Origin of the sequence: Nonomuraea sp. B1E8 (assembly GCF_039871515.1) — a bacterium.
Taxonomy (GTDB): Bacteria; Actinomycetota; Actinomycetes; order Streptosporangiales; family Streptosporangiaceae; genus Nonomuraea.
Genome location: NZ_JBDPLS010000001.1, coordinates 269502 through 282594 on the forward strand (window position 1 = coordinate 269502; position 13093 = coordinate 282594).

The 13093-nt window shown below is 71.5% G+C and carries 17 protein-coding genes; 12 read left to right on the forward strand and 5 right to left on the reverse strand.

Translation table 11 applies throughout. The annotated features are described in order from the left end of the window. The first annotated feature begins 311 nt into the window (after window positions 1-311). From ABGA98_RS01245 to ABGA98_RS01290, 10 genes are all read left to right on the forward strand, one after another. Window positions 312-512 carry a hypothetical protein gene (locus tag ABGA98_RS01245; RefSeq protein WP_347616291.1) on the forward strand — a complete coding sequence of 67 codons (201 nt, stop codon included), beginning with the start codon at window positions 312-314 and terminating at the stop codon, window positions 510-512. Window positions 513-690: 178 nt separating this feature from the next. After that, complete coding sequence (locus ABGA98_RS01250) at window positions 691-1062, forward strand: YciI family protein (protein ID WP_347616292.1); 372 nt, start codon at window positions 691-693, stop codon at window positions 1060-1062. Beyond that, complete coding sequence (locus tag ABGA98_RS01255; RefSeq protein ID WP_347616293.1) at window positions 1059-2270, forward strand: DUF6596 domain-containing protein; 1212 nt, start codon at window positions 1059-1061, stop codon at window positions 2268-2270. The genes ABGA98_RS01250 and ABGA98_RS01255 overlap by 4 nt, the downstream gene beginning before the upstream one ends. Before the next feature lie 409 nt (window positions 2271-2679). Beyond that, the gene (locus ABGA98_RS01260) at window positions 2680-3687 is read left to right on the forward strand and encodes an ABC transporter substrate-binding protein (protein WP_347616294.1); all 1008 of its coding nucleotides are present in this window, start codon (window positions 2680-2682) and stop codon (window positions 3685-3687) included. Further along, a complete protein-coding gene (locus ABGA98_RS01265) occupies window positions 3684-4784 on the forward strand; it encodes an iron ABC transporter permease (RefSeq protein WP_347616295.1) in 1101 nt (366 codons plus the stop codon). Before ABGA98_RS01260 ends, ABGA98_RS01265 begins: the two co-directional genes overlap by 4 nt. Beyond that, window positions 4781-5524 (forward strand): ABC transporter ATP-binding protein, encoded by a 744-nt coding sequence (locus ABGA98_RS01270; RefSeq protein ID WP_347616296.1) that lies wholly within the window; start codon window positions 4781-4783, stop codon window positions 5522-5524. Before ABGA98_RS01265 ends, ABGA98_RS01270 begins: the two co-directional genes overlap by 4 nt. An 82-nt stretch (window positions 5525-5606) precedes the next feature. After that, window positions 5607-6812: an erythromycin esterase family protein gene (locus ABGA98_RS01275; protein WP_347616297.1), complete on the forward strand. Its 1206-nt coding sequence runs from the start codon at window positions 5607-5609 to the stop codon at window positions 6810-6812. A 109-nt stretch (window positions 6813-6921) separates the two neighbouring features. Next, complete coding sequence (locus tag ABGA98_RS01280; RefSeq protein ID WP_347616298.1) at window positions 6922-7269, forward strand: metalloregulator ArsR/SmtB family transcription factor; 348 nt, start codon at window positions 6922-6924, stop codon at window positions 7267-7269. Beyond that, window positions 7269-7775 (forward strand): SRPBCC family protein, encoded by a 507-nt coding sequence (locus tag ABGA98_RS01285; RefSeq protein WP_347616299.1) that lies wholly within the window; start codon window positions 7269-7271, stop codon window positions 7773-7775. Before ABGA98_RS01280 ends, ABGA98_RS01285 begins: the two co-directional genes overlap by 1 nt. Beyond that, window positions 7775-8395, forward strand: coding sequence for a dihydrofolate reductase family protein (locus tag ABGA98_RS01290; protein ID WP_347616300.1), 621 nt, complete (start codon window positions 7775-7777; stop codon window positions 8393-8395). Before ABGA98_RS01285 ends, ABGA98_RS01290 begins: the two co-directional genes overlap by 1 nt. 32 nt (window positions 8396-8427) lie before the next feature. Here ABGA98_RS01290 and ABGA98_RS01295 read toward each other — a convergent pair whose 3' ends face one another. The 4 genes from ABGA98_RS01295 to ABGA98_RS01310 all read right to left on the reverse strand — a co-directional run bounded on the left by ABGA98_RS01295 (window position 8428) and on the right by ABGA98_RS01310 (window position 10779). Further along, complete coding sequence (locus tag ABGA98_RS01295; protein WP_347616301.1) at window positions 8428-8838, reverse strand: VOC family protein; 411 nt, start codon at window positions 8836-8838, stop codon at window positions 8428-8430. A 10-nt stretch (window positions 8839-8848) separates the two neighbouring features. Next, window positions 8849-9289 carry a helix-turn-helix transcriptional regulator gene (locus ABGA98_RS01300; RefSeq protein ID WP_347616302.1) on the reverse strand — a complete coding sequence of 147 codons (441 nt, stop codon included), beginning with the start codon at window positions 9287-9289 and terminating at the stop codon, window positions 8849-8851. Window positions 9290-9337: 48 nt separating this feature from the next. After that, the gene (locus tag ABGA98_RS01305) at window positions 9338-9736 is read right to left on the reverse strand and encodes a hypothetical protein (RefSeq protein ID WP_347616303.1); all 399 of its coding nucleotides are present in this window, start codon (window positions 9734-9736) and stop codon (window positions 9338-9340) included. Window positions 9737-10080: 344 nt separating this feature from the next. Continuing rightward, window positions 10081-10779, reverse strand: a complete 699-nt coding sequence (locus ABGA98_RS01310) for an ABC transporter ATP-binding protein (protein ID WP_347616304.1) — start codon at window positions 10777-10779, stop codon at window positions 10081-10083. 21 nt (window positions 10780-10800) lie between these two features. On the opposite strand from ABGA98_RS01310, the gene ABGA98_RS01315 reads away from it, so the two are divergent. Beyond that, complete coding sequence (locus ABGA98_RS01315) at window positions 10801-10986, forward strand: hypothetical protein (protein WP_347616305.1); 186 nt, start codon at window positions 10801-10803, stop codon at window positions 10984-10986. Between the two features lie 20 nt (window positions 10987-11006). Here the strand turns inward: ABGA98_RS01315 and lnt are convergent, their stop codons facing one another. Next, the gene (gene lnt / locus ABGA98_RS01320) at window positions 11007-12563 is read right to left on the reverse strand and encodes an apolipoprotein N-acyltransferase (protein WP_347616306.1); all 1557 of its coding nucleotides are present in this window, start codon (window positions 12561-12563) and stop codon (window positions 11007-11009) included. A gap of 163 nt (window positions 12564-12726) precedes the next feature. Between lnt and ABGA98_RS01325 the strand changes: the two genes are divergently transcribed. Further along, window positions 12727-13065 (forward strand): YciI family protein, encoded by a 339-nt coding sequence (locus tag ABGA98_RS01325; protein WP_347616307.1) that lies wholly within the window; start codon window positions 12727-12729, stop codon window positions 13063-13065. The last annotated feature ends 28 nt before the right edge of the window (window positions 13066-13093 follow it).

Sequence of the window (13093 nt, forward strand, 5' to 3'; positions counted from 1 at the left end):
AGAACTCTAGCGAGGGTTGCGGTGCCGCGCATCCGCGCCACCCGGCATGCTGGGCTCGCACGCCGACGCCGACGACGTGGTCCAGGAGGCCTGGCAGCGCTGTCGGTGCTCGCGTTCACCGTCGTCGACGGCCGCATCGCCGCCATCACGGTCCTGACCGACCGGACACGGCTGGCGGCGATGAACCTGCCTGATCCAGTGTGAGAATGGCCCATCTTCCCAGCACACCAGGCGAGGCGGTCACGGCGAACACCATCATCCTCGCATAGGGTAACCGGCAATCACTTTCCGTTACCGCCTGTGGAGGCACCATGAAGTCCACCGCCCGCATGACCGCCATCCTGGCCACCGGCGCCATGCTGACCGTCGTGCTCGCCACTCCCGCCGCCGCCGCCGCTGCGGCCCCGTCAGAAGACCTGCTCAGCTCGCTGCTCGCCCTGGTGGGCGACCTCCTCGGAGGGATCCTGGGCGGCGGAGTGTCGCTCGGCATCCTCCCCGGCCTCCTCGGCTGAGCATTCACGGCCGTGCCGGCCGGGTCGCCTATCCTGCGTCAACAGGGAGGACGACACACCCCGGCGAGGAAACCTCGTACGAAAAGTTCCGGCGGGGATGTCAAGGCGACGGCGACGGCTCCGACCAACCGGTCGAAAGGGGCCCAGCCGGGGCTCCGCGCGACACGAGGAGTACGACATGAAGTTCCTGATCGGCATGCACATCAACCCGGCCGTGCTGGACGCGCTGACCGACGAGGAGAAGGCGGCGATCGGCGACGGCCACGCCAGGTTCATCGAGGCGCTGAAGGAGTCCGGCGAGCTGATCAACACGCAGGCGCTGGTCGACCCTTCCCAGGCGGCCGTGGTGTCCGTGCGCAACGGCCAGCCCGTGGTCACCGACGGCCCTTTCCTGGAGTCGAAGGAATTCCTGGGCGGCTTCTACCTGATCGACTGCGAGAACAAGGAGCGGGCGATCGAGCTGGCGGCGCGGATCCCGGACGCCGCGATCCAGGGGCTGGGGGTCGAGGTGCGGCAGGTCATGTTCGCTGACGGGCCGTCGGAGGCATGACGGCGCCGGCCGTCGAGGACCTGCTGCGTGAGCTCACGCCGCAGGTCCTCGGCACGCTGGTACGCCGGCACGGCCAGTTCGAGGGGTGCGAGGACGCCGTGCAGGAGGCCGTGCTCGCCGCCACCGTGCAGTGGCCGGCCGAGGGGGTGCCGGACAACCCGCGCGGCTGGCTGGTGACCGTCGCGTCCCGGCGGCTCATCGACCAGATGCGCAGCGACCACGCGCGCCGGGAGCGGGAGTCGGCGACGGCCGCCGAGGTGGCGCCGCAGGACGTGCCGGACACCGACGACACGCTCCTGCTGCTGTTCCTGTGCTGCCATCCGACGCTGACCGCGGCCTCCCAGACCGCCCTGACGCTGCGGGCGGTCGGGGGCCTCACCACCGCCGAGATCGCCCGCGCGTTCCTGGTGCCGGAGGCCACGATGGCAGCCAGGATCAGCCGGGCCAAGCAGCGCATCAAGGCCGCGGGCAGCTCGTTCAGCCTGCCGGAGGGCCCGGAGCGGGAGGAGCGGTTGCGGGTCGTCCTGCACGTGCTCTACCTGATCTTCAACGAGGGTTACACCGCCTCGTCGGGCAGCGAGCTGCACCGCGTCGACCTCGCGCACGAGGCGATCCGGCTGGCCAGGATGGTCCACGCGCAGTTGCCCGGCGACGGCGAGGTGACCGGGCTGCTCGCGCTGATGTTGCTGACCGACGCCCGCAGGCGGGCGCGTACGACGGCGGCGGGCGACCTGGTGCCGCTGGCCGAGCAGGACCGCACGACGTGGGACCGCACCCTGATCGACGAGGGCATCGAGCTGGTCAAGGCGTCGCTGGCCGCCCCGGCGCTGGGGCCGTACCAGCTGCAGGCCGCCATCGCCGCGACGCACGCCGACGCGGCGACGGCGGAGGAGACCAACTGGCCGCAGGTGCACGCGCTCTATCTGATCCTGGAACGGATCGCGCCCAACCCGATGGTCACGCTGAACCGGGCGATCGCGCTCGCCGAGACCGAGGGCCCGGCCGCGGGACTGGCCCTGCTGTCCACGTTGAACGGTGACGAGCGGCTGGCCGGGCATCACCGGCTGTTGTCCGTACGGGCTCACCTGCTGGAGCAGACCGGCGACACGGCCGGTGCGTACGAGCATTACCGGCGTGCCGCGAAGGCCACCGCGAGCATCGCCGAGCAGCGCTATCTGGAGTCCCGGGCCGGGCGGGTGCGGCCCTAGCCCCGGTTGACCGTCCGGAACCACGCGTTGCTGTCCGGCAGAAGCCGTTGCAGAGCGCTTTCAGTGGCGGTTCACACCGCCTCCTGACGATGGTCGCCCGATGTCGTGCGATCGGGCGAACAGGGGGAAGCGCATGCCCCACAGGAGAGCCGTTGTCCCCGCGGGCGTGCCGCCGGGCACTGGCGGAGCCGGGATGAGGGTCGCCTCGGCCGACGTCTCCTGAGCAGCAGGGCGTGCGCGGCGAGGCGCGGCCAGCATAATGCAACTTGCTGGCAATTGCGGCATATGTGCAAAATGAGGTCGTCGCACCATCGCTCGACCTCTCACCTCCGGAGACTCATCCCATGAGCCGCACCCCAGCCATGCCGACCACTCGCGACAGCGTGCCGACGAAGGCGGTCGCCGGATCATGAGAAGGCTGCTCGTCCTGCTGGCGGCCCTGACGCTGACCGCCTGCGGGCAGGCGCCCGCCACCCAGGAGACCGGTTCGGCCGCGGCGCCACCGCCCGGTTTCCCCGTCACGGTCGAGAACTGCGGGCGCACCCTCACCTTCGACCGGCCGCCCGCCAAGGTCGTGACCGGCTATCACCCGTCTCTGGAGACGCTGCTCGCCCTCGGCCTGGGCGACAGGATCGCCGGCCGTACGAACTTCTCCGAGAGCGCGTTCCTGCCCGGCCAGAAGGAACCGTACGACAAGATCCCGGAGATCTCCCCGACGATCATGCTCCCCCAGAAGGAGGTCATGCTCGCCCAGGGCGCCGACTTCGTCCTGGACAACGCGATGGCCTCCTTCGACGCCGGCGGCGGCTACGCCACCGTGGAGGAGCTGGACACCGCGGGCTCCCCGGTGTACATCCTGGGCGGCTGGTGCAGCCCCGAGGAGACGCTCGAGTTCACCCTCGAGGACACCTTCACCGACCTGCGCAACCTCGGCAAGATCTTCGGCGTGTCCGACCGCGCCGGCAAGCTGGCCGCCGAGCTGCGCGCCCGGCTCGACGACGCGCGCGAGCGCGTCTCCGGCCGGCCACCGGTCAAGGTGCTGGCCACCGACGGCGGCAAGGGCCCGGTCAACGCCTACGGCGGCGCCGGCATCACCAACCAGATGATCACCGCCGCCGGCGGCGTGAACGTGCTGGCCGGCGTCAAGGGCGACTACACCGAGGTCAGCGTGGAGCAGATCAGCGCCGCGCAGCCCGAAGCCATCCTGGTCAGCGAGTACGCCACCCTGCGGGGCGAGACGATGCCGACCGTGCAGGCCAAGACCGCCGACGCCCTCGCCATCGCCAGGAACAGCCCCGCGGCCAAGGCCAGGCGGGTGCTCCCCGTGCCGGTCGCGGCCCAGCATCCCGGCTACCGCAACCTCCTGGCCATCACCGACATCGCCCGCTTCCTGCACCCCGACGCGTTCCCCTCATGACCAGCGAGGCACGGCAGGCGCCGGCCAGGGCCGCGAACGCCGGATCGCCTCGCCGGCTCGGCGGCCGGTTCGCAGCGCTCGTCGTCGCGCTGGCCGTGGCCGTGGTCGCCGCAACGTGGCTGGCGGTGAGCATCGGCGCGGTGCACGTCGCGCTGCCGCAGGCGTGGGGCATCGTCGCCGACCGGCTGGTGCCCGGCCTCGTCCCGCGTACGTGGACGCCGGTGCAGGCGCAGATCGTGTGGGAGTTCCGGCTGCCGCGCGCGCTGCTGGCGCTCCTGGTCGGGGCCGGGCTGGCGGTGGTCGGAGCGGTGCTGCAGGCGCTGGTGCGCAACCCGCTGGCCGACCCGTTCCTGCTCGGCATCTCGTCCGGCGCGTCCTTCGGCGCCGTGCTCGTGCTCATTCTGGGCGCCTCCACGCTGGGCGGGCTGTCGCTGTCGGGCGCCGCCTTCGCGGGCGCGCTCCTGGCCCTGGGCCTGGTGTACGCGCTGGCCCAGCGCTCGGGCCGGCTCACCCCGTCACGGCTGGTGCTGGCCGGGGTCGCGCTGGCGTACCTCTTCCAGGCCCTCTACAGCTTCGTGCTGCAGCAGGCGCAGAGCGGACGGGCGGCGCAGCAGGTGCTGTTCTGGCTCATGGGCAGCCTCGGCGGGGCCCGCTGGCACATGTTGCCGCTGCCCACCGTCGTCCTGGTCGCGGGCCTGGTCTACCTGCTGCTGCAGCACCGCCGGCTGAACGCGCTCACCGCCGGCGAGGAGACCGCCGTCTCCCTCGGCGTGAACGTGCACCGCCTGCGGATCACGCTCTTCGTCCTCACCTCCCTGCTGGTCGGCGTCCTGGTGGCCACCAGCGGCGCGATCGCGTTCGTCGGGCTGATCGTGCCGCACGCGGCCCGCCTGCTCGTCGGCGCCGACCACCGCAGGGTGCTCCCGGTCACGGCGCTGCTCGGCGCGGCGTTCCTGCAACTCGTGGACGTCGCCGCGCGGACCGTCAACGCGCCGCAGGAACTGGCCCTCAGCATCGTCACCGCGCTGTTCGGGGTGCCGTTCTTCCTGTGGTTGCTGCGCCGGCGCTCGGTCGACCGGGCGGTGACCGTCGCATGATGCTCGACCTGCGCGGCGTCTCCGTACGCCTCGACGGCCGCCCGATCGTGCACGAGGCCGACCTCCTGGTCGACGCCGGCAAGTTCGTCGCCCTCGTCGGTCCGAACGGCTGCGGCAAGTCCACCCTGCTGCGCACGATCTACCGGGCGCTGCGTCCCTCGGCCGGGCTCATCAGCGTGGACGGCGACGACGTGCACGGCCTGTCCTGGCGCGAGTCCGCCCGGCGCACCGCCGTGGTGGCCCAGGAGACGCCCTCCGAGCTGGACTTCACCGTCGGCGAGGTCGTGCTGATGGGGCGCACGCCGTACGAACGGGTCCCCGCCGCCGACGAGGAGCGGTGCGCGCGGGCCCTCGACCGCGTCGGGCTCGCGGGCGCGGAGGAACGCGTCTACGCCACCCTGTCCGGCGGCGAGAAGCAGCGCGCGCTCATCGCCCGCGCCGTGGTCCAGGAGACCCGCCTGCTCCTGCTCGACGAGCCCACCTCCCACCTGGACATCCGCCACCAGCTGGAGATCCTGCACCTGGTGCGCGAGCTGGGCGTCGCCACGCTGGCCGTGCTGCACGACCTCAACCAGGCCGCCGCGTTCTGCGACCGCCTGTACGTCATGAGCGCCGGCCGCGTCCTCGCCGGCGGCCCGCCCGGCCAGGTCCTCACCCCCGACCTGATCTCCGAGGTGTACGGCGTGCGCGCCGTCCGCCGCACCCAGCTCGTCTTCGAACGACTCAAGGAGGAGGAGTGATACGGCTTGAGGCTTTCCGCCGTTCCAGCGGGCATTGGCGCGGAAAAGTCTCCAGATAAGGTTCAGCGATAGCGTTGAAGGCATGGCTACCGGCATCCAGGACATCGCCCATGCCGTCGAGTCCGCCACCGTCATGAGGCTGCTGCCGGCCCGCCCGCGGCTGCTCGCCCTGGGCGAGCCCACCCACGGCGAGGACATCCTGCTCCACCAGCGGAACGACCTCTTCCGGCAGCTCGTCGAGCAGGAGGGTTACCGCTCGATCGCGATCGAGAGCGACTGCATGGCGGGCCTGGTGGTGGACGACCACGTCACCTCGGGCACGGGCAGCCTCGACGAGGTCATGGAGCGCGGGTTCAGCCACGGGTTCGGCGCGTCCGCGGCCAACCGCGAGCTCGTACGCTGGATGCGCGCGTACAACGACGGCCGGCCCGCGTCCGATCGGCTGCGCTTCGCAGGTTTCGACGGCCCGCTGGAGATGACCGGCGCCGCGAGCCCCCGGCAGGCCGTCACCGCGCTCCACGGCTACCTCGCGGCCTGGTTGGAGCCGGATCTGCTCCCCTGCTCCGCGGAGACGCTCGACCGCCTGCTCGGCTCCGACGACCGGTGGACCGAGCCCGCCGCGATGACGGACCCGTCCCGGTCCGCGGGGCGGTCGGCCGAGGCGAGGGAGTTGCGGCTGCTCGCCGACGACCTGGTGGCGCTGCTCGACGCGGAGACGCCGCACCTGATCGCGGCGTCCTCGCGCGACGGCTGGGACCGGGCTCGCCTGTACGGGCGCACCGCCACCGGCCTGCTGCGCTACCACTTCTGGATGGCCGACACCTCACCGGGCCGCGTGGCGCGGCTGCTCGGCCTGCGGGACTCGATGATGGCCGCCAACCTCCTCGCGCTCGCCGAGCGGGGCCCGACGCTGGTCCACGCCCACAACGCCCATCTCCAGCGGGAGAAGAGCACGATGCGGCTGGGCGACCTGCGGCCGGAATGGTGGAGCGCCGGCGCGCTCGTGAGCGCCCGCCTGGGCGAGGGGTACGCCTTCCTGGCCACGGCCGTCGGCACGATATGGCACGAGGGGGTGGGCACCCCTCCCCCGGACACCCTCGAAGGGCTCCTCTCCACGGTCCCGCACGACCACTACGTCGTGGACGCCCGCCTGCTGGCCGCCGCGCTCGGCGACCAGCCGCCCGCCGCTCGCCTGTCCCCCTGGTACGGCTACTTCCCGCTGAACCCGGCCCACCTGGCCGGGAACGACGGGATCGTGTTCGTCAAGGACGTGCCGCGCAACCCCTGATCTTCGGTCCCGCCGTCCGCACGCCCGGCGTCGCACGAAGGGGTGAGGACCACGACCGCCTGATGCCTCCGGCTTGACACATGCCTATATCGGCATATGATAGCTGCCCATGGCACGAGCAGCGACGACGTCGGACGTCTTCAACGCGATCGCCGAGCCGCAGCGCCGAGAGATCCTGGTGCTGCTGCGGGCGGGTGAGCGGCCGGTGACCGAGTTGGCCAAGGAGCTGGGGATGACCCAGCCGCGCGCGTCCAAACACCTGCGGGTGCTCCGGGAGGTCGGGCTGGTGCGGGACCGCAAGGCAGGCAAACAGCGCCTGTACGGCCTGGACGCCCGCGGGCTGCGACCCATCCACGAGTGGACCGGCGGGTTCGAGCGGTTCTGGAACGAGAGCTTCGACCGGCTGGACGCGTACGTGCAGGACCTCAAGCAGGCAAGGCAAGAAGGCGGTAACTGATGAGCGAGCAGGAACACGGAGCGCCGGCGCAGTCGGCGACGGCCGACCGCGAGATCGTGATCTCCCGGGTCATCGACGCCCCACGGGAGCTGGTGTTCGAGGCGTTCACCGAAGTCCGGCACCTGTCGCGGTGGTGGGGGCCGGAGGGGTTCACCACCACCACGCGGTCCTTCGAGTTCCGCGTCGGCGGGGAGTGGGACTTCGTGATGCACGGACCGGACGGGACGGACTACCAGGAGTGGATCACCTGGACCGAGATCGCCCCGCCGGAGCGGATCGCGCTGCTGCACGGCGAACACCGCGGCGACCCGAACGCCTTCGAGTCGGTCCTCGCGTTCGCGCCCGACGGGGCGGCGACCCGGATCGAGATGCGCACGGTGTTCCCCACCAAGGAGCTGCGCGACGAAGCGGTCGAGAAATACCACGCGATCGAGGGCGGCCGGCAGACCCTGAGCAACCTGGCTGCCTACGTCACCGAGATCGTTCGGACGGGAGCTGAGGGCTGATGGCCGGGAAGGTGTTCTTCAGCGTGTCGATGTCGCTGGACGGTTTCATCGCACCCGAGTCCCTCGGGGACTTGATGGGGCGGCAGTGGATGGAACTGCAGCGGTGGATCTTCCCGCAGCGGTTCTTCCGGGAGAACCTGAAGCTCGGCGAGGGCGGCGAGGAAGGGCGCGACAACGACATCGTGCGGGAGACGTTCGAGCGCACCGGCGCGAGCGTGATGGGCAAGCGCATGTTCGACGCCGGCGAGCAGATGTGGCCGGAGGAGGCGCCGTTCCACACGCCGGTCTTCGTCGTGACGCACGAGAAGCGTGACCCCTGGGAGCGGCCGGGTGGCACCACGTTCCACTTCGTCAACGACGGCATCGAGAGCGCGCTCGACCAGGCCCGCGAGGCCGCCGGCGACCGGGACGTCCGCATCGCGGGCGGCGGCGCGACGATCCTGGAGTACGTGAACGCCGGCCTGGTCGACGAGTTCTCGATCGCGCTCTCACCCGTGCTGTTCGGCTCCGGAATCCGCCTGTTCGAGGGCGTGGACGCGGGCCGCGTGGCCCTGGAGCCGGTCCGCGCGGAGCCGACGCAGCGGGTGACCCACCTGACCTACGCGGTCAGGGGGCGGTGACGGCACACTCCTCCTGATCCAGGAAACAGCGCTCAGGCCTTCGGGGCCTGCGCGATGCGCACCATGGTGCCCGACGGGTCGCGGAACGCGCAGTCGCGCGTGCCCCAGGGGTGGTCGATGGGCTCCTGCAGCACCTCGGCGCCGGATTCGCGGACCTTCTCGAAGGTCGCGTCGAGATCGTCGGCACGGAAGACGATCATCGGCAGCACGCCCTTGACGAGCAGGTCGTGTAGGTCGTCGCCGTCGGCCTTCGACCGGCCGGAGTGCGGGGTGGAGAGCACGTATTCGGGGGCCGGCAGGCCGGGGCTGCCGAGGGTGACCCAGCGGCCCTCGCCGGAGGGCACGTCGTTGCGTACTTCGAGGCCGAGCGCGTCGCGGTAGAAGGCGAGCGCCTCGTCGACGTCGTGGACGGTGATGTGGCAGTTGTGAAGTGAGATGGTCATGCGGACAACGCTAGGTAACCGGCTCGCTGTCCGCTTCTTCGATCCTGCTCGGCGCGTCCTTGGTGGGCCGGGTGTGCACCTTCGCCACGCACGGGGGCATCGCCGTCACGGCGCGATGCTCCCGCGCGCGGTAGGCGCTCGGCGTCTCCCCCACGAGCTGGGTGAATTTGGAGCTGAACGAGCCGAGCGAGGTGCAGCCCACCGCCATGCACGCGTCGGTCACGCTGACCCCCGCACGCAGCAGCGCCATCGCGCGTTCGACGCGGCGGGTCATGAGGTAGTTGTACGGCGTCTCGCCGTAGGCCGCCCGGAACTGCCGCGAGAAGTGCGCCGGCGACATGAGCGCGTGGCGGGCCAGCGTCGGCACGTCGAGCGGGCGGGTGTATTCGCGGTCGATCAGATCCCGAGCCCGCCTCAGGTGCACAAGGGTCGCGAGGTCTTGCCGGGTCATGGGAAAAGGGTATACCGCCCCTACCGGACCTGCGGGAACAGCGGTACGTCACCGGCGGGGCTCCCAACGGAAGATGCGGGAGGCCAGCGCGACGGCCACGATGACCCAGCCCAGCGTGGGCGCCAGGAGGAGCAGGGAGTCCGCGAGGGGGACGCCGCCGTTCCAGGCGTTGACCACGAGTTCGGTGGCCGAGCCGCCGGGAAGCAGCCGCTTGAGCAGGGTGAGCTCCTCGGCGCCGGTGATCCCCACCCAGCTGGCCACGGCGATGGTGCCGATGCTGACGGGCAGCGCGGTCACCTGGGCGTGCTCGGCGGAGTTCGTCAGCCCCGCCGTGGCGAGTCCCAGGCCGAGCATCATGATCACCATCGCGAGCACGGCCGCCGCCAGGAGGAGGACGTTGTCGGGCGCGCCCGTGACCATGGCCAGCACGGTCGTGATCACGGCCACCTGGAGCAGCGAGATGACGGTGATCGGGAGGAGCAGCCCGGAGAGGATGCCGGTGTCGCCCGCCGCGGTGGAGCGCAGCCGCTTGAGGAAGAGGTTCTGCCAGCGTGGTCACCGTGGTGGCGTAGAGCCCGAAGGCCCCCACGGTGAACATCACCACCGCCGCGATGTATCCGAGACTGCCCACAGCCGCGAAGACGTCGTGCCGGTAGATGAAGAACGAGCTGACCGCCACGGGCATGACGAGGCTGGTGACCAGAACCAGCCGGTTCCGGAAGATCTGGACCAGCTCGCTGAGAGCGATCGAGAGCATGGCGAAAGGTCCTTTTCTCGGTGAGAGAGGTCGTCTAGTCGTTGCCGAGGGCGCGGAAGACGTCGTCCAGCCGGGTCGGCCCGGCTTCGAGCCGGCCCAGTTCCACGGCGTGGTCCTGCGCCCAGCGGAGCAACGTGTGCAGGTCCTTCTGCAGGCCGAAGGTCTCGATGCGGAACGTCCCGTCGCTCTCGCTCGTGGCCTGCAGGGGTAGCGCGGGCGCGCCGCCGCCCGCGGAGAAGCGGATGGTGGCGGGCAGGGTCCGCGTCAGCTCGGAGACGGTCCCTTCCCTGTGGAAGGCGCCTCGGTGCATGAGCCCGATGCGGTCGGCGCGTTGCTGCGCCTCTTCCAGGTAGTGCGTGGTGAGAACGACGGTGGATCCGTCGTCGCGCAGCCTGTCCACGGCGTCCCACAGGTCGTCCCTGGACTGGATGTCAAACCCGGTGGTGGGCTCGTCGAGGAAGACCAGCTCGGGCGTTCCGTACACGGCGGTGGCGAAGTCGAGCCGCCGCTTCTCGCCGCCGGAGAGCTGCGACACCTTGGTGTCTGCCTTGCGGGTGAGGTCGACGACGCCGAGCACGCGTTCGACCCTGTCGGTGCGCTGCGAGAGCGTGCCGAACAGCCGTACGGACTCCCTCACCGTCAGGTCGGGAGAGAACCCGCTCTCCTGCAGCATGATGCCCATCCTCGACCGCACCGCCCGCCGGTCGCGCGGGCTCTGCCCGAAGACCCGCACGGGGAGGTGATCGTCGGGGAGATGGTGCAGCTCAGGAGCGGGTTCCAGCTCAGGGTGGAGGTCGCCTACGCGGCCGCGTACGCCGGCAGCGGCACGATGCGGCTGAACCCGATGGAGATCCTGGAGGCCCGCTGGTGCACCCCAGACGACCTGCCGGAGGGCATGCTGGAGTCGCACCGGCGGCTGATCGAAGCATCACACCCGTAGGGGAGGCGGCGACTCCGCGATCACGCCGCGCCATCACCGCGTACGCGTGTCGCGTCCCCGCCGAGCGTGTCCCTCCTCCGAAGGGCCCGCCGGGCGGCGAGCCCGACGCCGCTCGCGGCCAGGATCCCGGCGGCCATGACGGGCACCCAGTCCCCCAGCCGGACGTACGGCGTGACCTCCAGGGACAGCGGCACGTCGATCACGAAGGCGCCCCGGTACCCGGGGCCGTACCAGGCCAGCGGCCTGCCCCTGGCGTCGAACGCGGCCGAGGTCCCGTCGGCTTCCACGAGCACGGCCGGACGGCCGGACTCGACCGCGCGCACGGCTTCGAGGCCGGCCTGCTGCGCGTGCGCCCAGCTGCCGTGAAACGTCGTGAGCGAGCCCTGCACGAGGGTGAGGTCCGCGCCCATGACGGCCAGCCGGCGCCGCATGTCGGGAAAGGCGGACTCGTAGGAGATGAGCGGGCCGACCCGGTGTCCCGCGACGTCCAGGACGGTGAGCCGGCCGCCGGTAATCCGGTCCTCCGCTGCCGCGTCGGTGTGATCGGCCAGCCAGCCGAGCATGGGCCGCAACGGGATGTACTCGCCGAACGGCACCAGCCGCTGCTTGACATACCTGTTCACGACGCCATCCGCGGTGTACTGGTACGTCGCCTTGGTGATCTGTCCGGATGAGCCCCTGGCATCCACGTTGACCAGCAGATCGCTGCCCACCCCGGCGGCGGCCGTCCGCAGCCGGCGATCCACGTCGGGCCGCCGCGCCGGGTCGAACGCGACGCTGCTCTGCCCCCAGACGACGACGTCGTGATCGCGGCCGGCGAGCTCGCGGGTCAGGCGCAGGTTCGCGGCCAGGCGCCGGGCCGGGCCGGGCACATCGCCTGTCTGCACACCGGCCACGCGCATGGTGCCCGTGCCGGCGGGCTCCGGCCGTACGAGCCCGTAGCCGACGGCGAGCACGGCCAGCGTGACGGCGGCGCCCGCGCCCACCAGCCGGGTTCGCCGCCCGGCGCCGGGCAGCACGGCGGCGGAGAGCCCGGCGTTGACGGCGACCAGCACGAAGCTCAGCAGCCACACGCCGCCGAGCGCGGCCGGCGCGAGGACGGGCGGCACGCGCCACTGACTCGAACCGAGCACCCCCCACGCACCGGCCAGATGTTCCCACGAACGCAGGACCTCGATGACCACCCAGACGGAGGGCAACACCAGCAGCGCCGCGACGACCCGGGCCACGGAGGCCCGGCGGAGCAGGCCGTACGCGACAAGCCCGAACGGCACCCAGGACAGGCCCGCGATCCCCAGCACGAGCGGCGCGAACACCCCCAGGGAGTGGAGCACCCAGTGGTGCAGGACCGTGAAGAAGCCCACGGCAGCGAACCAGCCGCGCCATGCCGCCTCGACGTACGATCCCGCCCTCGCGGCGAGGACGACGAGCGGAACCAGCCCAGCCCACGCCCACCACCAGGCGCCGACGGCGGGAAACGCCGCTGCCAGGCAGGCCCCCGCCGCCAGGGCGAGGACGCGCCCGCGCAGACGGACCGCCCGGGTGGCCCTCGCGGGAGGGGTGGACTTGGTCTGCACAGGCGCCCTCTACCCGCAGGCCCGGGTAACCCTTCTGCCGAGGTGTCGTGTGGGCGTGCATCCCGATCGTCGTGTTCAGTGAAGGGGCGCACGACCGGCTCGGACCGGGGTTCGAGGCCGCGGGGTCGCCCTGACCCCACCCGACGGATCGAGGAGGACACGCGTGAAGTACGTGCTGATGTTCGTGGAGACCGAGGAGTTCGCCAAGCAGTTGGAGGAGATGGGCGAGGAGGAGCGGCAGGCCGCCTTCGAGGCGGTGGGCCGCTGGTTCGCCGAGCACGCAGGAAAGATCACCCACCACACCCACCTGGCGCCGGTGCACACCGCGACCACGGTGCGGCTCGGCCCCGGGGAGCCGGTGGTCACGGACGGGCCGTTCGTGGAGGGCAAGGAGGTGGTCAGCGGGTTCGCCGAGGTCGAGGTGGCCGACCTGGACGAGGCGCTGAAGCTGGTCCGCTCGTGGCCGGCCTGCCCGATCGTGGAGGTCCGCCCGATCTCGTGAGCGGGCATGCGACCGCGCGGCCGGAGAT